This is a genomic window from Methylophilus sp. OH31 (genome assembly GCF_000576615.1).
Taxonomy (GTDB): domain Bacteria; phylum Pseudomonadota; class Gammaproteobacteria; order Burkholderiales; family Methylophilaceae; genus Methylophilus.
This window is the reverse complement of the sequence record NZ_BAUS01000002.1, coordinates 344,922-367,896: the sequence shown is the minus strand read 5'-3', so window position 1 is coordinate 367,896 and position 22,975 is coordinate 344,922. Positions and strand designations below refer to the sequence as shown.

22 protein-coding genes are annotated in these 22,975 nt (G+C 52.5%); 5 read left to right on the top strand and 17 right to left on the bottom strand.

What is annotated here, in order from left to right; genetic code table 11:
• Window positions 1–359: 359 nt before the first annotated feature.
• Window positions 360–2,006: an electron transfer flavoprotein-ubiquinone oxidoreductase gene (locus OH31_RS03410; RefSeq protein WP_024929634.1), complete on the bottom strand. Its 1,647-nt coding sequence runs from the start codon at window positions 2,004–2,006 to the stop codon at window positions 360–362.
• A gap of 14 nt (window positions 2,007–2,020) precedes the next feature.
• On the bottom strand, window positions 2,021–2,959 hold the full coding sequence (locus tag OH31_RS03405; protein WP_024929633.1) for a LysR family transcriptional regulator: 939 nt from the start codon (window positions 2,957–2,959) through the stop codon (window positions 2,021–2,023).
• 150 nt (window positions 2,960–3,109) lie between these two features.
• Here OH31_RS03405 and OH31_RS03400 point away from each other — a divergent pair, with 150 nt between their 5' ends.
• The 3 genes from OH31_RS03400 to OH31_RS03390 all read left to right on the top strand — a co-directional run bounded on the left by OH31_RS03400 (window position 3,110) and on the right by OH31_RS03390 (window position 5,637).
• Window positions 3,110–3,862 carry an electron transfer flavoprotein subunit beta/FixA family protein gene (locus tag OH31_RS03400; protein ID WP_024929632.1) on the top strand — a complete coding sequence of 251 codons (753 nt, stop codon included), beginning with the start codon at window positions 3,110–3,112 and terminating at the stop codon, window positions 3,860–3,862.
• On the top strand, window positions 3,859–4,788 hold the full coding sequence (locus OH31_RS03395; protein WP_024929631.1) for an electron transfer flavoprotein subunit alpha/FixB family protein: 930 nt from the start codon (window positions 3,859–3,861) through the stop codon (window positions 4,786–4,788). Before OH31_RS03400 ends, OH31_RS03395 begins: the two co-directional genes overlap by 4 nt.
• Before the next feature lie 66 nt (window positions 4,789–4,854).
• Window positions 4,855–5,637: a ferredoxin--NADP reductase gene (locus tag OH31_RS03390; protein WP_019881630.1), complete on the top strand. Its 783-nt coding sequence runs from the start codon at window positions 4,855–4,857 to the stop codon at window positions 5,635–5,637.
• Window positions 5,638–5,690: 53 nt separating this feature from the next.
• On the opposite strand, the gene OH31_RS03385 is transcribed toward OH31_RS03390, so the two are convergent.
• Complete coding sequence (locus tag OH31_RS03385; RefSeq protein WP_024929630.1) at window positions 5,691–7,112, bottom strand: DHA2 family efflux MFS transporter permease subunit; 1,422 nt, start codon at window positions 7,110–7,112, stop codon at window positions 5,691–5,693.
• 254 nt (window positions 7,113–7,366) lie between these two features.
• Here OH31_RS03385 and OH31_RS03380 point away from each other — a divergent pair, with 254 nt between their 5' ends.
• Together OH31_RS03380 and OH31_RS03375 are read left to right on the top strand one after the other, a co-directional pair.
• A complete protein-coding gene (locus OH31_RS03380; protein WP_024929629.1) occupies window positions 7,367–8,017 on the top strand; it encodes a tetratricopeptide repeat protein in 651 nt (216 codons plus the stop codon).
• 30 nt (window positions 8,018–8,047) lie between these two features.
• Window positions 8,048–8,599, top strand: coding sequence for an outer membrane protein (locus tag OH31_RS03375; RefSeq protein WP_242402191.1), 552 nt, complete (start codon window positions 8,048–8,050; stop codon window positions 8,597–8,599).
• A 39-nt stretch (window positions 8,600–8,638) separates the two neighbouring features.
• Here the strand turns inward: OH31_RS03375 and OH31_RS03370 are convergent, their stop codons facing one another.
• The 14 genes from OH31_RS03370 to urtB all read right to left on the bottom strand — a co-directional run bounded on the left by OH31_RS03370 (window position 8,639) and on the right by urtB (window position 22,944).
• Window positions 8,639–9,571 carry a response regulator transcription factor gene (locus tag OH31_RS03370; protein ID WP_024929627.1) on the bottom strand — a complete coding sequence of 311 codons (933 nt, stop codon included), beginning with the start codon at window positions 9,569–9,571 and terminating at the stop codon, window positions 8,639–8,641.
• Window positions 9,558–12,998, bottom strand: coding sequence for an ATP-binding protein (locus OH31_RS03365; protein ID WP_019881625.1), 3,441 nt, complete (start codon window positions 12,996–12,998; stop codon window positions 9,558–9,560). Before OH31_RS03365 ends, OH31_RS03370 begins: the two co-directional genes overlap by 14 nt.
• Before the next feature lie 184 nt (window positions 12,999–13,182).
• The gene (locus OH31_RS03360) at window positions 13,183–13,758 is read right to left on the bottom strand and encodes a HupE/UreJ family protein (protein WP_024929626.1); all 576 of its coding nucleotides are present in this window, start codon (window positions 13,756–13,758) and stop codon (window positions 13,183–13,185) included.
• A 63-nt stretch (window positions 13,759–13,821) separates the two neighbouring features.
• Window positions 13,822–14,475 (bottom strand): urease accessory protein UreG, encoded by a 654-nt coding sequence (gene ureG, locus OH31_RS03355; RefSeq protein ID WP_024929625.1) that lies wholly within the window; start codon window positions 14,473–14,475, stop codon window positions 13,822–13,824.
• A complete protein-coding gene (locus tag OH31_RS03350; protein ID WP_024929624.1) occupies window positions 14,472–15,155 on the bottom strand; it encodes an urease accessory protein UreF in 684 nt (227 codons plus the stop codon). Before OH31_RS03350 ends, ureG begins: the two co-directional genes overlap by 4 nt.
• Window positions 15,148–15,639, bottom strand: coding sequence for an urease accessory protein UreE (ureE, locus tag OH31_RS03345; protein ID WP_024929623.1), 492 nt, complete (start codon window positions 15,637–15,639; stop codon window positions 15,148–15,150). The genes OH31_RS03350 and ureE overlap by 8 nt, the downstream gene beginning before the upstream one ends.
• A gap of 2 nt (window positions 15,640–15,641) precedes the next feature.
• Complete coding sequence (gene ureC / locus OH31_RS03340) at window positions 15,642–17,345, bottom strand: urease subunit alpha (RefSeq protein ID WP_024929622.1); 1,704 nt, start codon at window positions 17,343–17,345, stop codon at window positions 15,642–15,644.
• On the bottom strand, window positions 17,342–17,665 hold the full coding sequence (locus OH31_RS03335; protein ID WP_024929621.1) for an urease subunit beta: 324 nt from the start codon (window positions 17,663–17,665) through the stop codon (window positions 17,342–17,344). The genes ureC and OH31_RS03335 overlap by 4 nt, the downstream gene beginning before the upstream one ends.
• Window positions 17,666–17,817: 152 nt before the next feature.
• The gene (gene ureA, locus OH31_RS03330) at window positions 17,818–18,120 is read right to left on the bottom strand and encodes an urease subunit gamma (protein WP_019881618.1); all 303 of its coding nucleotides are present in this window, start codon (window positions 18,118–18,120) and stop codon (window positions 17,818–17,820) included.
• A 27-nt stretch (window positions 18,121–18,147) separates the two neighbouring features.
• Window positions 18,148–19,017 carry an urease accessory protein UreD gene (locus OH31_RS03325; protein ID WP_024929620.1) on the bottom strand — a complete coding sequence of 290 codons (870 nt, stop codon included), beginning with the start codon at window positions 19,015–19,017 and terminating at the stop codon, window positions 18,148–18,150.
• 142 nt (window positions 19,018–19,159) lie between these two features.
• Complete coding sequence (gene urtE / locus OH31_RS03320) at window positions 19,160–19,849, bottom strand: urea ABC transporter ATP-binding subunit UrtE (protein ID WP_024929619.1); 690 nt, start codon at window positions 19,847–19,849, stop codon at window positions 19,160–19,162.
• A 35-nt stretch (window positions 19,850–19,884) separates the two neighbouring features.
• Window positions 19,885–20,628, bottom strand: coding sequence for an urea ABC transporter ATP-binding protein UrtD (gene urtD / locus OH31_RS03315; RefSeq protein WP_019881615.1), 744 nt, complete (start codon window positions 20,626–20,628; stop codon window positions 19,885–19,887).
• Complete coding sequence (urtC, locus tag OH31_RS03310) at window positions 20,625–21,911, bottom strand: urea ABC transporter permease subunit UrtC (protein ID WP_024929618.1); 1,287 nt, start codon at window positions 21,909–21,911, stop codon at window positions 20,625–20,627. The genes urtD and urtC overlap by 4 nt, the downstream gene beginning before the upstream one ends.
• Before the next feature lie 115 nt (window positions 21,912–22,026).
• A complete protein-coding gene (urtB, locus tag OH31_RS03305; RefSeq protein ID WP_019881613.1) occupies window positions 22,027–22,944 on the bottom strand; it encodes an urea ABC transporter permease subunit UrtB in 918 nt (305 codons plus the stop codon).
• Window positions 22,945–22,975 lie beyond the last annotated feature (31 nt).

Sequence of the window (22,975 nt, the reverse complement as noted above, 5' to 3'; positions counted from 1 at the left end):
ATGTGAGTTTGGAGAGATAAATCCCATCCCATCACGCTGAGTAGCGGAGACAAAACAAGGAAGAAGGGAGCGACTGTTTGAGCTCCGCGGCAGCTTGCGTAGTGTGCAAGCTGCTAGGGCGAGTTTCGTGACCGCTTGTTTTGTTGAGCAACGCAAGGAAGCCGCAGGCCGTGATGGCTGGGTGTCTTCTTCTTTGGTTACTTTCTGGGGGACAAGCACCAGAAAGTGACTCGCCTAGAGGCGAAAGAAACCTTACATCACTGCGCCAACATTAAAGCCAAAGAGTACCTGTATTCACACGCAAAAAATAAAAAAGGCGTTACCCCTCAGCATATTCGCCGGAGCAACGCCTTTTCCAATCACTGCGAAACGTAATTCGGTCCGCTACCGCCCTCCGGTGGCACCCAATTAATATTTTGTGTTGGGTCTTTAATATCGCAGGTTTTACAATGAATGCAGTTCTGCGCATTGATCTGCAAGGCTTTTTCACCGGCCTGCTCAACAAATTCATATACCCCAGCCGGGCAATAGCGCTGCTCTGGCCCAGCGTAACGCGGCAAGTTCACACGTACCGGCATATCGGCCACGCCCAGTTTCAAATGGCAGGGTTGATGATCATCATGCGCAATATTGCACAAACTGACCGAACTGAGTTTATCAAACGTCAGCACGCCATCGGGTTTAGCATAAACTGGCTGGCGGCTTTGTGACGCCTCAGCCAGCGTGGCGTGGTCTGCGTAATTGTGTTTGAGTGTCCACGGCAAACTGATATTCCAGCTCGCCAGCCACATCTCAGCACCACCCAACACGGTGCCTGCCCAAGTGCCCCAACGGGACAAATACGGTTTCACATTGCGCACCGCATACAACTCTTGCCAGACCCAGGACGCACGCAGCTTTTGCACATAACTGGTCAATACTTCCGGGCTGCCCTGAGCAACAGCTTCAAACACAGCTTCCGCCGCCAGCATGCCGGATTTCATGGCGTAATGCGTGCCCTTGATTTTGGGCACATTAACCAGGCCAGCACTGCAGCCCAGCAAAGCACCTCCCGGGAAGGCCATTTCTGGTAACGACTGCACACCGCCTTCAGAAATAGCCCGTGCGCCGTAGCTCAAACGCTTGCCATCTTGTAACAAGGCCTTGAGTTTTGGATGTGTTTTATAGGTCTGGAACACATCAAACGGTGACAAATAAGGATTGCGGTAATCCAGATGCACCACGTAACCGACGGAGACCAGGTTTTCACCATGGTGATAAATAAAACCACCGCCACCGGTGTTGGCATCCAGCGGCCAGCCCAAGGTGTGCTCAATCAGGCCTTTCTGGTGCAACTCGGGCTTCACGCGCCAGACTTCCTTGAAGCCGATGCCATATTTGGCCGGGCTGGAGGCGGCACGCAAGCCGTAACGCGCTTCCAGCTGCTTGGTCAATGAACCACGTGTACCTTCAGCCACCAGCGTATATTTGGCGAGAATTTCGATACCTGGCGTGTAATTCGCCGTTGGCTCGCCTTGTTTGTCCAGGCCCATATCGCCAGTAATCACGCCTATCATGCGGCCATGCTCGTCATAGCTGGGCGATTGCGCAGAAAAACCGGTATAAATTTCCACACCCAGCGATTCTGCCTGCCCAGCCAGCCAGCGGCAGACTTCGCCCAGGCTGATAATGTAATTACCATGATTACCCATGAGCGGCGGCAAGGCCCACTCAGGCATGTCCCAGGCTTTTTCTTCACCCAGCACGACAAAGGTGTCTTTATTCACGGGCGTATTCAACGGCGCACCTAAGGCCTGCCAGTCTGGAAACAGCTCCTGCAAGGCTTTCGGATCCAGCACAGCGCCCGAGAAAATATGGCTACCGACTTCGGCGCCTTTTTCCAGCACACACACGCCGAGCTCCTGGCCCTGCGCCTGTGCCAATTGTTTGAGTCGAATGGCTGCGGACAAGCCGGCCGGGCCTGCCCCGACAATCAGCACATCGTATTCCATGACATCTCTTTCCATCTCTGCTCCTTCTGTCAGGCAATGGCCGGGATATCGATCAGGTCGCTACGCGTCGCCCCTTGGGTGAACGCCTGGCAAAATGCCAAAAACTGACGGATGCCACCGGTCTGATATTTTTGCCTGTGCCATAAAAAATAAAAATTGCGGTGAAACTGCAAACTGTGGTTTTCAATCGGCACCAGGCTACCGCGCCTGAACGCGTCCTTAAGTGCCAGCCTTGAAATACAGCCAATGCCGAGCCCGGACTCCACCGCGCGCTTGATCGCTTCGGTGTGCTCCAGCTCCAGCGTAATATTGAGCCGTGAATAATCCTGCTTGAAGGCACGGTCAAACGTCTCGCGTGTGCCCGAACCTCTTTCACGCACGATCCACGGTTGCAACAATAAATCTGACTTGTGGATGGTTTTTCCTGTTTGCGCAACCTGCGCCAGTGGATGCGTGGGCGCTGCAAAAATCACCAATTCGTCGGCAATCCAGGGTGCAACGGCAATATCCGGGTGATTACACTCGCCCTCTATCATACCCAAATCCAGTGTATGATTTGCAATCTGCTCGACGATAGTACGTGTGTTTTGGACCTGCAACTGGATGTGGCTTTGCGGATATTGCTGCAAAAATTTAGCTACCAGTAAGGTGACCAGGTAATTTCCCACGGTCAGCGTTGCGCCGATTTTGAGATGGCCATAGCCTTGCTGTCCCTGCAACATACGCTCAATTTCGCGCGCCCTGTCCAACAACTCGACCGCTTTGGGCATCAGTTGCTGACCGGCCTCATTGATACGCAAAGACTTGCCGACACGGTCAAACAACTGGATATCAAATTGTTTTTCCAGCTCGATCAGGGCAGTGCTGGCGGCAGATTGCGACAAGGCAAGCTGATCACAGGCGCGCGACACACTGCCAGCGCGACTGATCGCAACAAAAATTTCCAGCTGTCTGAGTGTGTACTTCATTGAAGGATAAAGGATTGCACGACATTTGCGCCGCGTCAAAATCAATCTAAAAAATAGATATATATTATTATAATAATCAATTTAATAAATATTACAAGCTGGCTTAAAATGCTCGGTTACGAGTAAAACCCCAACAAAGGCAAACGTTTTATGAAAGCACTGGTAGCGATCAAACGGGTCGTTGATTATAACATTCAAGTCCGCGTCAAAGCGGATGGCTCAAATGTGGATATTGATGGCGTCAAAATGGGCGTCAATCCGTTTGATGAGAACGCGATTGAAGAGGCGATCCGCCTCAAGGAAAAAGGCATTGTGACTGAAATCGTTGCCGTCACCATCGGTGCCGCAGTCAATCAGGATATCCTGCGCCATGCATTGGCCATGGGCGCTGACCGCGCCACGCTGGTTGAAACCACAGACAGCCTGCAACCACTGGCAGTCGCCAAAGTATTGAAAGCGGTAGTCGAACGCGAGCAGCCGTCGCTGATCCTGCTGGGCAAGCAAGCGATTGATGATGATGCAGGCCAAACCGGCCAAATGCTGGCAGCCTTATTGAAACTGCCACAAGCCACTTACGCGTCACAAATCACCATTGCCGATAATCAGGCAACGGTAGTCAGGGAGATTGATGGCGGTACGCAAACATTGAGCGTAACCCTGCCAGCCTTGATTACAGCAGACTTACGTTTGAACGACCCACGCTACGTCAAACTGCCTAACCTGATGATGGCCAGAAAAAAACCGATTGAAACCATTGCACTGGATTCCCTCACTCTTGCACTCACCAACAGCGTGCAACAACTGAAAGTGGCCGCACCACCTGAACGCCCTGCCGGCATCATGGTGAAGGACGTGAATGAATTATTGAGCAAATTGCGTACGCATGAGGGGATCATTGCATGAGAACACTGATTATTGCCGAACATGACGGCCAGCATTTGAATGAGCAGGTCGCGCGTGCCGTGACGGCTGCCCAACAATGGCAACAACCGGTTGACGTGCTGATTGCCGCCGCACAGCCAGATGGATTGGCTGCACAAGCCGCTGCCTTGCAAGGCGTGAGCAGCGTATTGGTCGCCAGCGACGCAGCCTTGCAACACCCTACCGCAGAACACCTGACTGACATTATTGTGCCACTGGCCGCCAACTACACCGTGGTGCTGGCTGCGCACAGCGCATTCAGCAAGAACGTGTTGCCACGTGTGGCTGCGCTGCTGGATGTCAACATGCTGTCCGACGTACTGGAAATCGTCAATACCAATACCTATGTGCGTGGCATTTACGCAGGCAACGTGCTGGCGACCGTGCAAAGCAGCGATGCCATTCAAGTGCTAACCGTGCGCGGCAGCAAATTTGCCGCGGCAGCGGCTGGTGCGACTGCCGAAGTCAAATCTATTAATACGCCAGCAGCCCCACAAGGCAGCCGTTGGGTATCAGAAGCCTTTAATAAATCAGAGCGCCCCGCACTGACAGCCGCCAAAGTCGTGGTTTCCGGCGGCCGTGCATTGGGCAGTGCTGATGCATTTGCACAAGTCATTGCACCATTAGCAGACAAACTGCATGCCGCCATTGGCGCCAGCCGTGCCGCGGTGGATGCCGGTTATGCACCGAATGACCTGCAAGTCGGCCAAACCGGTGTCGTGGTGGCGCCTGAGCTGTATATCGCCGTCGGCATTTCCGGTGCCATCCAGCATGCTTATGGCATGAAAGACAGCAAAGTGGTGGTTGCCATTAACCAGGATCCGGAAGCACAAATCTTCAAGATCGCAGATTACGGCCTGGTGGCTGACTTGTTTGAAGTCGTACCACAACTGACAGCTGCGCTATAATAGAATCCTTAGAATAAACCCTTTTAAATTCAATCCCTTTGCCTAGTCGCGAGTAAAAGAAAAGACATGAGTAATAAAAAATATTCCACCGAAACGATTTTGAGCGTTCATCACTGGAACGACACCTTATTCAGCTTTAAGGCCACTCGCGACCCAGGTCTGCGTTTTGAAAATGGCCAGTTTGTGATGATTGGTATGGAAGTTGACGGTCTGCCTTTGACCCGCGCTTACAGTATCGCCAGCCCAAACTATGAAGAGCATCTGGAGTTTTTCAGCATTAAAGTGCCTAACGGCCCGCTGACCTCACGCCTGCAACACTTGAAAGTGGGCGACCCATTACTGGTCAGCCGCAAGCCGACCGGCACCTTGGTCACGCATGACTTGAAACCAGGTAAAAACCTGTACTTCTTCTCGACTGGTACCGGCCTGGCACCCTTCATGAGCCTGATCCAGGACATCGAAGTGTATGACCGTTTTGAAAAAGTCATCCTGATTCACGGCGTACGTTACGTCAACGAATTGGCCTACGAAGAGTTCATCACTAAAGATTTACCGAATAATGAATTCTTTGGTGAAGAAGTGCGCAACAAACTGATTTACTACCCCACCGTGACGCGTGAGCCGTTCAGAAACCAGGGCCGCCTGACTGACCTGGTGGAAAGTGGCAAACTGTTTGAAGACATTGGCTTGCCGCCACTGAACCCGGAAACGGATCGCGCCATGATTTGCGGTAGCCCAGCCATGTTGGTGGATACCGCAGCAATGCTGGACAAACGCGGCTTCAAAGTTTCACCACGTATTGGTGAGCTTGGCGACTACGTGATTGAGAAGGCTTTTGTAGAGAAGTAAAATTCTTCACCTGGCTGTTATCCCCCTGATAACAGCCAGCAGATCGTCGATTACTATTCGCGCTTCGCGTCCTTCATCCCCAGCGCAGCAATCATCGCCAGCGCAAACACCACCGATAACAGTAAAAAGCCTTGTGCATAGGCCTCAAAAATACCTGGCGTCACCATGCCTAACACGCGTTCGCGCCACTCCATAAATACCGCCATCATGGTCACACCGACCACGCCACCCAACTGCCTGGCATAACTGACAACCACCGAAGACTGTCCCAACTGGTGCGGCTCCATTTCATGTAAAGTCGCCAGGTTGAGCGCAGGTAAAATCAGGCCCAGGCCGATGCGGCCAACCACCGTTGCGGCCACAATATCCCAATACTGCACCTGCCTGGCCACCAGCGCAAACACCAGGAATGACGCACCAAATACCATCAGCCCTGCCAGCGTGATGCGTCTGGGTGAAAAGCGGTCAGCCATGCGCCCGGCAAATGGAATCGTCAACACCAGCGCCAAGCCGGAAGGCAGCAATAACAATCCTGCATCCGTCGCCGAATAAGCCATCGCATTTTGTAAAAACACCGGAATCAGGTAAGTCGACGCATACAAGCCAAAACCATAAGCAAATGCCACGAGCGTGCCGCGGCTGAAGGTGGGCCGGTTAAATAAATGCAGCTGGATAATGGCGTGTGGCAACTGATGTGCATGGCGCAGGTAACAGATCATGGACACCACAGTCAGTGTCGCCTGCCCCCAGGTCCAGGCCGACGCCAGCCCGCTATGGTGCAAACTGGAGACAAATTCCACCAGGCCGATGGTGGCGGCCGACAGCCAGCCCAGACCCGGCCAGTCAAATGGTTTGATGGGATTCTTGCGCGGCGCGGGTAGCCAGCGCCAGGCGCATAATAATGCAATGAGCGCAAACGGTACGCCAAGCAGAAAAATGGCATGCCAGCCAAACTGGTCGAGTAACCAGCCACTGATAGACGGTGCAACTGCTGGCGTAAACGCAATCCCCACAATCAGGATGCCAGAGGCGCGCCCCTGGATATTAGGCGGAAACAAGCGCATCAGCGCCATGACCCCCAGTGGCTGTAACACACCAGCGGCCAGGCCTTGCAACAAGCGCGCAATCACGACCTGTACAAATGAATGCGCATAAAAACCACCGACGCTGGCGGCAATCAGTAGCCACAACGTAGTGATGAATACGCGACGCAACCCGAAACGTTCCAGCCACCAGGCTGCTGGTAGCATGCCTATGGTCATGGCCGCCAGAAATGCCGTCATCGCCCACTGCACATGGTCTTGCCCCAGGTGGAAGGTATGCGTCAACGCAGGCACAGCCACATTGAAGCTCGACGTACACAGGACGCCTGCAATCGTGCCAACGCCGATAATCAGCAGCACCATCCATTTATACCGCTCACCATAGCGCTGCGACAGCGCCTCAAACGAAAGAACTTGTGTATTAGCGTACATGATGACTCACGATTTATTGATGGATGATTGTGATCTGACCTCACGCGGACCATAGCATGCATTTTTTGCAGAGTCACCTGCTGAGACCCTGCAAAAAAAGCAGGGTTCGCTTGCCTTTGAAGCGATCACGCCCTCATCTTCTGCTGGAAATAAGTTGTAACCATATGATTTATTTGAATAACGTTCAAACCCACTTATGCCTTGCAGGTTGGCATTCTTATTGCAAAAAAAGCTTATTTAAACTGGGAGCCATTGTGAAACGTTTGATCATGTATACCTGCCTGGCCTTGCTGACCCGTGCCGCGTTTGCCGACGAAGCTCTGGATAACGAATTGGCCGGCCTGCAACATGCCTGGGCAAAAGCCACCTACCACACCAGCAAAGACCAGCAAGAAGCCTCTTTTAAAACCCTGAGTGAACAGGCACACCAGCTGACGGCGAAAAACCCTGAGGCCAATGAGGCGCAGATATGGGAAGCCATCGTACTCAGTGGCTACGCCAAAAGCATGGGGCCACTACATCCGGTCAATGCCCTGAAAGCCGCTGAGCAGGCACGCGACTTGTTGCTCGCCAGCATTAAAACCAATCCACAGGCACTCAATGGCTCAGCTTACACCACATTGGGTTCATTGTACTTTCGCGTACCCGGCTGGCCGATTGGCTTTGGTGACAAGAAAAAAGGCCATGAATACTTGGAAAAGGCTCTGCAACTGAATCCGACAGGCATAGACAGCAATTACTTTTATGCGGACTACCTGCGCGCGCAGGGTGATTACAACCAGGCCGTGACGTATTACCAGAAAGCCTTGCAAGCACCCGCCCGCACTGGCCGTGAAGATGCGGATGCTGGCCGCAAGCAGGATATCGAAGAAGGCCTGAAACTGGCACAGAGCAAACTTAAATAAGATTTATCAATATCCATTGGAGCAATCATAATGCGTAAACACGCCCTCTTATTTTTAATCAGCAGCCTGACCTTGGCAACACCATTGTGGGCCAGTGCAGAAGGCTTTTATGCCGGGGCGAACCTGGGGATAGGCATGCCAAACTTAAAAACACCCAACGGTGTCGACAAAGATAGTCAAGCTGTCGCCGGGCTTGTAGCAGGCTACAAATTCAACCCTTATTTTGCTGTAGAAGGCCAATATACTGGTATTGGCAAGGTCACTGACAATGCGCATGGCAGCGTCAAGGCCGATGCCCTCAGCCTGACCGCAGTAGGCACATTGCCACTGAACGATGCTTTTGATGTCTATGGAAAATTAGGGGTTGCTGCCACCAGCAGCAAAGTATCGAGCTTAAGTGCTTATGACGATGCAACCCACATGGGGGCCACGTATGGCCTGGGCGCAGAGTACCATTTCGACAAGGCTATTGCCATGCGTGTGGGCTGGGATCACTACCAAGCGGAAGTGGACGTCAACGGCGGCGGCAGCAAATCTTTTAATTCCAACGTCACCAGTGTCGGCTTTATCTACAACTTTTAACGCTAAAACTGGCTAAAGCACCCGGCCTTTAGCCAGCGATTAGAACTTGATTTTGGATGCTACCAGTGACGCAGCAGCGGTCCTGGTTTCAACCCCCAGTTTCTGGAAGACATGTTCAAGGTGCTTATTGATCGTGCGTGGACTGGTGCCCAGTATCTCACCAACGTCTTTATTAGTCTTGCCCTTGACGGTCCAGTACAACACCTCTGACTCACGCTTGGTGAGCTGAAACAACTTACCCAGTGATTCAATCTGCGCTTCGTCCGAATGCTCGCGTAACACCACCACCCATTGCTCTTCACTGGTATTGGCCACGGTCAGGCTCAGACGTGCATTGCCCTGATTGACACTAAGCGTTTGCATGGACTGCCCGCTGGAGAATTGCTGTATACAGCTTTCCAGCCACTGATAAATCATGGGCGGCAAGGTTTGCACAGCACTGTAAGCCTCTTTGGCTGCCCACTCGGCAAAATACTGTTCCAGGTATTGTTTGGCCAGCGGCGTTTGCCATACCAGGCGTTTGTCACTCGGCAGAATGGCAATCGTTGCCTGGCCAAAAGCATCCAGCGCTGAAGTAGCCTGATGCATTTTGGTGGCATTCTGCACATGTGCCTTGAGCCGCGCCAACACCTCTGCCGGGCGTACTGGCTTGGTGACGTAGTCCACACCACCGGCATCGAATGCCATGGTGACATGTTCGATCTCGGTCAGGCCGGTCATGAAAATCACCGGGATATGCTGGGTTTCTGCCGCAGCCTTAATGCGACGACAAGTAGCAAAACCATCCAGGCCAGGCATCATCGCATCCATTAAGATCACATGCGGCTGCATCAGATGCGCCACTTGCAACGCCATCTCACCGGAGTTGGCGACATAGACCTGGTAGCCGGACTCATCCAGTGCGTCATGCAGATAGGCCAGGTTTTCTGGCACATCATCCACAATTAACACGGTATGGCTATGGCTGGTCATTTTTGGTGTACTCCTCAATCAAGCGTTGCAGTTTAGCAAAATCAAAGCGCTCCATGGCCTGTTGCAGGTCATGAATAAATGTTTGATGTTGCGAATGTTCTCTATTCAGGGTGGCTAATACTTCGCGCACACCCTTGACGTAACCCATACGGGCGAACTGGGCCATATTTTCCAGCAAGATCGCTGGTACAGGGTCAACATCACTCGCAGGCACCACAGGTTTCAGGGCAAGCGCCGACTGGGATGCCGCGCTATCGACATAACGCCAGGTCAGGCCGAGCTGATTGCCTATCCAGTCCAGCACCTCGTCCAGGTTAACCGGTTTGACAAAAAAGTCTTGTGCCGGAATCTTGGCCTGGTTATCCAGGCTGCGGTCATAGGCATTGGCGGAGATAATCGCAATCGGCAGTTTGGATTGATGCACCTGGCGGATGATATAAGCCGCCTCCCAGCCATCCATCACCGGCATGGCCAAGTCCATCAGGATCAAGTCTGCATGCACCATCTGGTACTGGTTCACACAAGCCTGGCCGTTACCTGCTTCATGCACAATAAAACCCAGCGGCTGCAAGGCATCGCGCAATAACTCACGATCGACCTCTTCATTATCCACTACCAGCACGGTCTTGATCGGCCCTTCGTAACCAATACGCTGCCGCACGGCCTTTTTCGATAAATGTGCTGTTTCACGAATCTGCGGCAAAAATAGCCGAATTTCAAACCGCGTGCCACGTCCCAGCACACTATCAAACTGCATTTCGCCGCCCATTAGCTGCGTCAGCAGTTTGCTGATGGTCAGGCCCAAACCGGTGCCACCGATCCCAACCACATCGGCTGCACTGCCGCGCTCAAACGGCTCAAAAATCTTCTCCACCTCATTCGGCGCAATGCCAGGGCCGGTATCCTCAATATCGATCTGTGCAATCTCCCGCGCGTAGCTCACACGGAAAGTCACACTACCCTTGGTGGTGAACTTGACCGCATTGCCCAGGATATTAACCAGTATCTGCATGAGCCGCTTATGGTCGGCCCGCACGTACTCCGGCAAATTGCCAGACTGCTCGAAATAAAATGCCAGGCCTTTGTTTTGTGCCTGGATTTCAAACATGCTGACCATCTGGCTGATAAATTCCGGGAAATGCAGCGGCTTGACATCAAACGTCATTTTGCCGCTTTCAATCCGCGCGATATCCAGCGTGCTTTCAATCAATGACAGCAAGTGTTCGCCGCCACGGCTAATGGTTTTAATCGCCTGCTTGCGGTGGTCGGGGATGCTGTCGTCATTGGTCAGCAGTTGCGCATAGCCCAGAATACTGTTGAGCGGCGTACGCAATTCGTGACTGATGCCGGTAATGTAGCGGCTCTTGGCCTGGTTCGCCTCTTCGGCCAAACGGCGTGCTTTTTGCAACTGCGTATCAGTTTTCTTGTGCGACTCGATCTCTTCCAGCAACAAGCCGGTTTGCCGGTTAGATTCTTCCTGTGCCACCCGTCGGCTGGCCGAAGTCAGCACCAGCCACCAGGCCACAATGCCACCCAAAAACAGCAAGGCGACAAATACCTTTAAATAGCCAGAACGGAAATGCTGCATCAGCCCAGGATACTCCCGGCCAACAGTCAGGGCATCATGCAGGTAAATCAGGCCAATGGTGGCGCCAAACAAAATCATGGCGATCAGCATGAGCAATAAGAAATGCGCCACCCCGCCATTTAAATGCGGCCACAAACGTGGTGGTAAAAACTTCTTGTTGAGCGCCTCCCACTGCGCGCTGAGCCTGGCTTGGGGTTTGCAAGCATCATGGCAACGCGCATCCAGACAACAGCACAAAGAACAAATAGCGCCGCCATAAGCCGGGCAATGCGCCATATCACTCACCTCATATTCGCGCTCACAAATCACACATTGTTTGGTGGTCGAGGGTTGCAAATAGGTTGGACGTTGCCTGGCCAGGTAGTATTTACCTTTGGTATACCAGGCAATCAGCGGTGACATTAACAACGCAGTCACCAGCGAAATAAAGGTAGAGAATGACTGTGCCAGCACACCCATGATGCCGGTATACGCTGCGATCGACACCGCCGAGGCAATAAACATGGCCCCGACACCCACCGGGTTAATATCGTATAAATACGCACGCCTGAACTCAATACCTTTAGGACTTAAACCCAAGGGCTTATTGATCACCAGGTCGGCCACCACGGCGGCGATCCAGGCGATGGCGATATTGGCATACAGGCCCAAGATTTCTTCCAGCGCCTGAAATACATTGAGCTCCATCAGCACAATGGCAATCATGACGTTAAACGCCACCCACACAATACGGCCAGGGTGGCTATGCGTGAGGCGGGCAAAAAAGTTGGACCAGGCCAGTGAACCGGCATAGGCATTGGTCATATTGACCTTGATTTGCGACACACAGACAAACAGCGCCGTCACCGCCAACGCTACCTGGTGGTTACTGAATACGTGCTCAAAACCGACCCAGTACATATGCGTAGGGTTCACCGCCGAGCTCAATGGCATATCGCGGTTATACACCAGGTAAGCGAGCAAGGCGCCTGCCAGCATTTTGAGCATGCCCAGAATGACCCAGCCCGGCCCGGCCATCAGCACGCCCAGATTCCAGCGCCAGTAATTCTCCTTGTTGCGCACTGGCATAAAACGCAAGAAGTCGACCTGCTCACCGATTTGTGGAATCAGCGCCACACCCACCGCCGTCGCGGTGCCGAACATGACCCAGTTAAAGTGGCCACCATCTGTAGACACGCCGGCAAAGCTACTGAGCCTATGCAACACATCTGGATCCATCTGCAAAATGGCAAAAAACGGCAAAAACATGAGCGCAATCCAGAGCGGTTGCGTAATCATCTGGATACGGCTGATCAAGGTCACGCCGTGCGTCACCAGCGGAATCACAATCAGCGCACTGACCAGGTAGCCGAGATAGAGCGGCAAATGAAAATACAGCTCCAGCGCATAGCCCATAATCGCCGCTTCGAGCGAAAACAGGATAAACGTGAACGAAGCGTAAATAAACGAGGAAATAGTCGAGCCGATATAGCCAAAACCGGCGCCTCGTGTCAGCAAATCCATATCCAGGCCATATTTGGCGGCGTAGTAGCTGATCGGCAAGCCGGTCAAAAAAATAATCAGGCCAACGGCCAGAATCGCCCACAAGGCATTGGGGAAGCCATAATTAATGGTAATGGTGCCGCCAATCGCCTCCAACACCAGGAAAGAAATCGCCCCCAGCGCCGTATTCGAGACACGCAAGATCGACCATTTACGGAAAGCCCGTGGGGTATAGCGCAGCGCGTAATCTTCTATGGTTTCGTTAGCGACCCAATTGTTATAGTCGCGACGAATCTTGACGATACGCTGTATCGGCTCGGCATGCGGTGCCTGTGATAGCTCGGAAGGGTTAGACAATCAACAATCCTTAAAAAGACGGGACCGTAAGAGGAAATAAGCGCCCCAGCGTATGCTAGAGCGTGAGATGAAATCAATCACTACGTTAATTGACGTAGCATAACTAAAGCATGCCACAAATAAAAAATGCGGATAACAAACTTATCCGCATTTTACGTTTGCTGTCTCGCCACAGCCTGTTATTTTAAGCCCAGAGCAAGCTGGCTCCCAAATAGGCACCTAAGACCAGCATGATTCCGCCCAACCCTCTGGACACCGAACTTGCCCACGACTGTGGCTGACGCCCCAATCCCCAGCCAACCCCATGCAACAGCGCAGTCGCCACCATCATACCGGCCAACGCAGCCCAGTGATTGCCTAACTCCACACCGTGTAAATAACCATGTGCAGCCGCAATCACCGCGACGCCAGCAAGCTGGATGCTACGCGATAGCTTGATCTCTGCCAGCAACAAAGCACCCATCACCAACACACTCAACGCCACCAGCAACTCAGCCATGGAGACAGATAACCAGGTCATCGCTGTGAGCGCAGCCACCGCCATCGCCAGCACAAATAACACTGGCAATTGCCAGCCTTGCCCTTGTGGCCGACGCGCGGCCCACACGCCAAGTGACAGCATCACCAGCAAATGATCCCAACCGGTAAGCGGATGCAGGAAACCCGCCGCAAACCCAGTCGTCAGGCCATGCCCCGGATGCGCCCAAGCCACGCCAGATACCAGGCTAGCTGCGACACCCCAAACAATACTTTTTTTCATTCAATCTTCTCCAACAGAATTAAGTTAGCCATGTATGATGGATTCATAGAGGCAGCGATGTCGCTATAACATCAGGCCCTGCTTTTCTATAAACTTCACAATCTCCTCCAGGCCCCGCCCACTTTTCAGGTTGCTGAACACAAATGGCTTCTCGCCACGCATACGTTTGGCATCCTGGTCCATGACTTCCAGCGAGGCGCCCACCATAGGTGCCAGGTCGATCTTATTGATCACTAGCAAATCTGACTTGGTAATACCAGGGCCGCCTTTACGTGGAATTTTCTCACCTGCAGCCACGTCGATCACATAAATAGTCAGGTCAGACAACTCCGGGCTGAAGGTCGCCGCCAGGTTATCGCCACCACTTTCGACAAACACGATATCCAGCGTTTTAAAGCGCTTGCTAAGCTGATCGACGGCTTCGAGATTCATAGAGGCATCTTCACGAATCGCCGTATGTGGGCAACCGCCAGTTTCGACACCGATGATACGTTCTGGCACCAGAGCTTCATTACGCGTTAAAAATTCGGCGTCTTCCTTGGTGTAAATATCGTTGGTGACGACAGCGATGTTATATGCCTCGCGCAAGCGCTGGCACAGCGCCAGGGTCAGAGCGGTTTTACCGGAACCGACCGGGCCGCCAATGCCTACGCGCAAAGGCTCTTTGTAGTCGGTAACGGCGGGCGTGGGCGTGTCAAATTGGGTATGTATTTTCATGATCTAAATAACCTGCTGTATTGTGTTTCATGTTGACAGCCAGCGATGCTGAGCAGCGGGTTGAAATTGCTCATTTCATCCTCTGGCAGTTGCATCGCAGCCTGTATTACTTGCGGCAATTGCTCACCCAAGGCGAGCAGAATGGTCTGGCCAGCGACCTGCCCTAATGGCACGGCTTTCATGGCAGCGCTGGCCTGGTTTTCCAGCCAGCCCCAGGCGTAACCGTGTAACATCTGCTCAGGCGCAATCTGCCAGTGCTGGGCAATGGCCGCGTAAAGCGTCGGAAAAGCAGGTGACTCCAGCGTATTCACCTGCGCAACCAGTTCGGCAGACATCGGCTTTAAATCATTCAACAGCCGCCGCAACGAATATCCCATTTGCCGCGTCTCCGCCCAACCTTCAGCGGTATCGCGCCCGGCCTGGTAAAAACTGTCCCAGGCTTGCACTTGCTGCATGTTGCCTGCCTGCCAGGCTTGATATAAACGGTATAACACTGGCAACTCAAAGCGCGCATGATAGACCTGCAAACTGTCGCCTATCCAGCCTTGGGCCGAAGCAACATCTTTCACCTCGCCAGACTCAATGGCCCATTCCAACCCTTGCGAATAGCCATAAGCCCCCACCGGCAGCAGCGGACTCGCCAGTTGTAGCAACCGACTCAATGCCAGTGCACTAGCCATGCGCATGACCATCCTGCCGCGGGCGCAACGAATGCAAGGCATCCTCACCATGCCGGTGACCGCCACCATAAGCGCCTGCTTCCGGTTCAAACGGGGCCTGCACCTCGCTCACCTGCATACCTAAACCCAGCAACATATCCCTGAGCACATAATCCTGCTCCAGGCGCAGCCAGCCATCGCCAATCTGCAAGGGCACATGGCGATTGCCTAAATGATAGGCGGCTCGCATTAAATCTCTTGGGGTAGGCGCAATCACGTTATAGACAGGCTCTTGGGCAGCCACAATCTGCACCACCAGACTGCCATCCTCTGATTGAATCAAATCGCCACCGCGTAAAATAATGCCGCGACTAAGAAACAGGGCGGCTTCACGACCAGACACCAGCGCCACACGCAGACGACTTTTCTGGCGTTGATCAAAAGGTAACTCTAATTGATCGTCTATATGGCCGCTGACAGTCATACGTTCAGTTAAATGAATCATGATTAAAACAGGAAATAACGTTGCGCCATTGGTAGCACTTCCGCCGGTTCACACACCAGCGGCATGCCATCAGCCAGCACTTCATAGGTTTCAGGGTCGACCTCGATTTTGGGCATCCAGGTGTTATGTATCATGTCTGACTTTTTCACATCGCGTGTGCCTTTCACCACGACAAGCGGCTTTTGCAGGCCTAATGCGTGCACTTCAGGATTATCCAGCCCGGCTTGCGAAATAAAGGTCACTGCCGTTTTCAAACCACCACCATAAGCGCCAAACATGGGGCGGTAATGCACCGGTTGCGGTGTCGGGATAGACGCATTTGGGTCGCCCATCGCCGCTGCGGCAATCATGCCACCTTTGATAATGGTAAATGGTTTCACGCCAAAGAATGCGGGTTTCCAGACGACTAAATCGGCCAGTTTACCAACTTCCACGGAACCCACTACATGCGAAATACCATGTGTTAGCGCCGGGTTAATGGTGTATTTGGCGATATAGCGCTTGATACGGAAATTATCGTTGCCAGGACTATCCTCAGCCAACGGGCCACGCTGTATCTTCATTTTATGTGCGGTCTGCCAGGTGCGGATAATCACCTCGCCGACGCGACCCATGGCCTGTGAGTCAGATGACATCATGGAAAACGCACCGAGATCATGGAAGATATCTTCAGCCGCAATCGTTTCGCGGCGGATACGGCTTTCGGCAAAGGCAATATCCTCGGCAATGGCTGGATCCAGGTGATGGCAGACCATCAGCATATCCAGATGCTCGTCAATCGTATTGACGGTGAATGGCCGCGTCGGATTGGTCGAAGACGGCAACACATTCGGATGGCTGGCCGCTTTGATAATATCCGGCGCATGGCCGCCACCCGCGCCTTCGGTATGGAAGGTATGAATGGTGCGACCTTTAAAGGCACCTATGGTGGTTTCCACAAAACCGGATTCATTGAGCGTATCGCTATGAATCGCCACCTGGATATCCATCTCGTCGGCCACACTCAGGCAGTTATCAATCGCTGCGGGCGTTGTGCCCCAATCTTCATGCAATTTAAGGCCAATCACGCCTGCGCGCACCTGCTCACGCAGCGGCTCAGGCAAACTGGCATTGCCCTTGCCAAGAAAGCCTAAATTCATAGGGAACGCATCCGCAGATTGCAACATACGGTGGATATGCCATGGCCCCGGCGTACAGGTGGTCGCAAATGTGCCAGTGGCTGGCCCAGTACCGCCACCTATCATGGTGGTCACGCCAGACATCAAGGCTTCTTCAATCTGCTGCGGACAAATAAAGTGGATATGCGTATCAATGCCGCCGGCGGTGATAATCATGCCTTCACCGGCAATCACCTCAGTACCTGCACCAATGGCAATGGTGACGCCGGGCTGGATATCCGGGTTACCGGCTTTGCCAATGGCAGAAATATAACCGCCCTTGATACCGATATCGGCTTTAACAATGCCCCAATGGTCAATAATCAAGGCATTGGTAATCACGGTATCCGCTACTTCCGCCGCCAGGCCCTGGCCTTGGCCCATGCCATCACGAATGACCTTGCCGCCACCAAACTTGACCTCTTCACCATAAATGGTGAAGTCTTTTTCCACCTCTACCCACAGTTCGGTATCCGCCAGACGCACTTTGTCGCCCACAGTCGGACCAAACATTTCGGCATAGGCACGTTTATCCATCTTAATGGTCATTGCTTACTCCCATCCTTGAGGCTCCCCATCACCCGTGCAGCAAAGCCATATACTTTTCGATCACCAGCCAGTTGCACCAATTGCACGGTACGCGTCTGACCAGGCTCAAACCTCACCGCCGTGCCTGCAGCAATATTTAACCGGCAGCCATAAGCCAGCGCACGGTCAAACGCCAAGGCATCATTGGTCTCATAAAAATGGTAATGCGAACCAACCTGGATCGGCCGGTCACCTTTATTCGCCACATCCAGTGTCACGGTTTCGCGCCCTGTATTTAATTCGATGTCGCCTGCTGCGACCTGCATTTCGCCGGGAATCATGTGCTTTCCTATTGAATTTCTAGAGCGTTAGTGAATGATCAACATGGATGAAGTGCAAGGCGCACGCAACGCAGAAACCGCAATGTACATGGAGTACATGAGGATTTCGAGTAGCGCGCAACGCCGCAATTCGCCATGTTCATCATTCACACCTATGGAATCGGGTGATGGACAGTGACTAGCTTGGTCCCATCCGGAAAAGTAGCCTCCACCTGTATATCCGGAATCATTTCCGGCACGCCTTCCATCACGTCATCACGCGTCAGCAAGGTGGTGCCAAAACTCATCAGCTCAGCCACGGTATTGCCATCGCGCGCACCTTCCATAATGGCTGCCGTGATATAGGCGATCGCTTCGGGATAATTGAGTTTTAAGCCACGCGCCTTGCGCCGCTCTGCCAAAAGTGCGGCGGTAAATATCAGTAACTTGTCTTTTTCTCGGGGAGTAAGTTCCATCGCTGCGTCTCTTTAATCGTTATTGTTCTAAGTGTTCCAAATGCGCGGCCTGATCGCTGCGCGGCCGTAATACCAGGGTCGCAGCAGCTGCCAGCATTGTTCGAAGTATTGTCTGGCCTGCTGTGAGGCCTGCCCGACGTAGCGGATCGCCAGCACCTCCGGCAAGGCAGTGATGCCGGTCTTGGCATCGGCTGGCACGAGTTCCCGGCACGCCTGCACCACTTCAGCAGGCACAGCCCCCGCACAGACTAAAAAAGTACCAAATACCACCGAGCCACCCAAACCAATACGACTGCTCGTCAGCACATCAGCTGCACGCATATGCGCACGTTCGTTCCAGATTAGCCTGCCATCGCGGCGTATCTGTTGCTTTAACTGGTAAACGCCGGTTTGCCAGGCCTCTTGCTGCGCCTGACGGCCCAGGCAGGCAATATCCCAGGCAGCAAATCTGGCATCGGCAGCCAGGTCTATCTCGGCACCGAAGCGCACTTCAGCCGCGTCGAACAAGATATTTTCTTGCGGCAACCACTCCAGCCCACTGCCAGCGGCCAGGGTAAACTTTAAATCCTGCGAAGCCAGTGTGCCATTGGCTTTATACCATTTACCGGCACCCGGTGTCGTCAACAAGGCTTGCGCACCCTCACCCACATTGACCTGTAACTGTAAGGCGTCACCGCCCGCTACGCCACCAGGCGGGTGCACAATCACCGCATGGCAAATGGCGTCGCCCTCGGGATGCAATGATTTTTGCACGACCAGCGGCCCGTTATGCAGGCGATGTGCCAGGTAAGATCGTTGCTCGCGCAAGGCGAAACCTAATTCGAGTCGCGCCTGCCAGCGCTTGTGTTGAAACTTGCTCAGGGAAGGCAAAGGCGTTGCCGAGTTAATATCATCCATACCGACGCATCATGCCACAGGCAAATCAAGAGTGTTTATTTTTTTATATTTGCCACAGAGGACACAGAGAGCACAGAGATTTCAACTGCTGCGTTAGGTTTTTCTCTGTGAACTCTGTGTCCTCCGGGGCTAAAAAACATGTCTAAACAGACAAATAACTTTTCACCTTGGCCGCATCGACATTATCACGCGTATCTTCGTGAATAAAACGGCCTTTATCAATCACGATAATACGGTCAGCGACCTCCATGGTGAAACTCAATACCTGCTCAGAGACAATGATGGTGATCTCACGCATTTTGCGGATTTCATTCAACACTTTAGCAATGTCTTTAATAATCGACGGTTGAATACCCTCGGTCGGTTCATCCAGCAATAATACTTTAGGATTGGTCACCAGCGCACGGGCGATGGCCAGTTGCTGTTGCTGGCCGCCAGACAAGTTACCGCCCTTGCGTTTGCGCATTTCATGCAAAACAGGAAACAGGGCAAAAATATCCTCCGGAATTTCGCCAGAGGAAGACTTCTCCAGCCCCGTTTCGATATTTTCCTGCACGGTCATATTCGGGAAAATCCAGCGCCCTTGTGGCACGTAGGCCAGGCCTTTCATGACACGGTCATGCGTGGCAGCACCTTGCAGGTCAACGCCGTCAACCGTCGCCTTGGTCGCTTTGCTTGGCAAAATGCCCATCAGCGATTTAAACAAGGTGGTTTTACCCATGCCGTTGCGACCCATAATCGCCAGGGTTTCGTTTTTGTTGGCTTTGAAGTTCAGGCCATGAATCACCTGACTTTGGCCATAACTCACCTGCAAATTCTCAATTTCAAACATGCTGTGCTCCTTTAATGGTCACTTTAATTAAAGAATTAATGACCCAGGTAAACTTCAATGACTTTTTCGTCAGCCTGCACCTTTTCCATCGGCCCTTCAGCCAGAATCTTGCCTTGGTGCAATACAGTGACTTTGTGCGCGATTTTTTTCACAAACTCCATGTCATGCTCAATCACAATCACCGAACGGTTCTGACAGATGCGGTTGAGCAAATCAGCCGTCTGGTCACGCTCTTTCGCACTCATGCCCGCCACCGGTTCGTCCAGCATCAGCAGCTCAGGCTCTTGCATTAGCAACATACCGATTTCCAGCCATTGTTTCTGGCCGTGGCTAAGCAAGGCAGATTCCATATCGAGAAACTCGGTCAACATAATGTCTTCTGCAACTTTACGCACACGGTCTTCAACCTCTTTGGTGCGTTTGAAGGTCAGGCTACCAAACACGCCACGGCCCTTGGGATAAGACACTTCCAGGTTCTGGTACACCGACAGGTTTTCGTAAATCGACGGGTTCTGGAATTTGCGGCCAACGCCGGAGCGTACGATTTCATGCTCTGACAGCTTGGTCAGCTCGGTATTATTAAACTTGATCGAACCAGAGGTCGATTTGGTTTTACCGCAGATCAGGTCCAGCACGGTTGTCTTGCCAGCACCATTCGGGCCCACCAGCACACGCAGCTCATTTTTGTCGATATACATGGTGAGGCTATCCACCGCTTTAAAGCCATCGAAGGAGACGGTTAAATCTTCTACAGCCAAGACGAAGTCTGTATTACTCATGCTTCTGCTCCTCTCAATTTGTTACTCTCGATTGCAGGGCTTACGTCTGCTTTCTTGCGTGTCACTTTTTTGCTGGCCACACTGGTAGATTCAGTGGCCAGGGATGTTTCAGTGGCTGTGTCGGTAAGGACTGCTTGCGCTTCTACCTCAGAAGTACTTACCTCAGGCTTTTTTACAGGCTGCGCTTTATCTTTAAACCAGCCGTATTTAGTTGCATATTTATCCCAGATACCCGCCAGACCGCTCGGGAAGAACATCACCACGGCGATAAACAAGCCGCCCATCAGGTATAACCACATTTCAGGGTAATTCTCGGAAAATACGGTTTTACCGTAGTTCACCAGTAAGGTGCCGTAGACCGCACCGATCAGTGACGCACGACCACCAACGGCACAGAAAATCACCATTTCAATCGAAGGCACGATCCCGACGAAAGAAGGTGACATAAAGCCGACTTGCAGGGTAAACATGGCTCCGCCCACCGCAGACATCATCGCAGCCAGGCAGAAGATAAAGATTTTGAAATTGGAGACGTCGTAGCCGGAGAATCGTACGCGCTCTTCTTTATCACGCATGGCCAGCAACAACATGCCGAACTTGCTGCTCATGATGTATTTGGACAGGAAAATCGCACCGAACAACAACAGGCCATTCGCAAAGTACAGGATATATTTGGCAGAATCAGTACGGATATCCCAGCCCAGCATGGTGCGCAAGTCAGTCATGCCGTTGACACCACCGGTATAGCCTTGCTGGCCGACAATCAGGATACTCAGGATCAAGGCAACCGCCTGGGTGATGATGGAGAAATACACCCCGCCCACACGGCGTTTGAACATGGCGTAACCAATGATGTAGGCGAATAATGCCGGAATAGTCAGTACGGCAAAGATAGTAAACGGCAAGCTCTTGAACGGCTCCCAGAACCATGGCAAGGCCGTGAGCTGGTTCCAGTCCATAAAGTCAGGGATGCCTGGCGTAGACTGGATTTTGGTACTCAGCGGATCAGAAGCCTCCAGCTTCAGGAACATCGCCATGGCGTAACCACCGAGGCCGAAGAAAATGCCCTGGCCTAAACTCAGGATACCGCCGTGCCCCCACAACATGACCAGGCCCACCGCAACAAACGCGTAAGTCAGGTATTTACCGATTAGATTGAGGCGGAAAATATCTACGCCCAGTGGCAATACAACGAAGATGATGGCAGCCAGCACAGCCAGGCCGATCACCCCCTCCTTACCACCCAGTACAGGACTGGCTTTCATTTTTTCCCATAATGTCATCAAGATTTCTCCTCTGTTGATGCGTTGATTCTATTGCGGCAGGTAGAAACAATTAATACGTTCATTTACTTATGGCAACGCGTGAAAAACCTGTTCACACGTTGCCATCACCCTGCTATTTACGCAGTTTGGAGGCAAACAAGCCCTCTGGTTTCATCATCAAGATAGTGACAATGACGAGCAAGGTAGACACTTTGCCCATAGAGCTGGTCATAAAGAATTGCAGGACAGATTGCGCCTGGGCGATACCGAAGGCCGAAGCAATCGTACCGACAATGCTGGCTGCACCACCAAACACCACCACCATAAAGCTGTCGACGATGTATAAGGTACCTGTGGTCGGGCCGGTAGAAGCAATGGTGGTAAAGGCCGCACCGGCGATCCCGGCAATGCCGCAACCCAGGGCAAAGGTCACACGATCCACTTTGGCGGTGTTAATCCCCACTGCGCCCGCCATGGTGCGGTTTTGCACCGTGGCACGCACGCGCAGGCCCCAGCGAGACTTGAACATGAACATATAGACGCCAAAGGTCACTAGCGCAGCCAGCACCATCACAAATACGCCGTTAATGGGAATATCAATATCTGGTGTCGGCTGGAAAGAACCCAGCATCCATTCTGGCAGTTCGGCGCTCACTTCTTTGGCACCAAATGAAGAGCGGAAAATTTGCTGCATGACCAGGCTCAAACCCCAGGTGGCCAGCAAGGTATCCAGCGGCCGCTTGTAGAGATGCCGGATCATAATGAATTCAATAAAGTAACCAACCGCGAAGGCCAGTACAAAGGCAATCGCAATCGCAAACACGAAGTAATAATTCGTGAAGCCATACGTCGCAGCCACTTTGGAAATCAGCACCGTGGTATAGGCACCTATCGTCATAAACTCACCGTGGGCCATGTTAATCACACCCATCTGCCCGAAAATAATCGCGAGACCCAGAGCCATCAGTAGCAACACTGTAAACATGCTCAGACCCGAAAAGCCCTGCATCACCACAATATTGCCTATCTCAGCCATTGAATAACCAAACATATCGGTCTCCTTTAAATGCTACTTCTCTAAA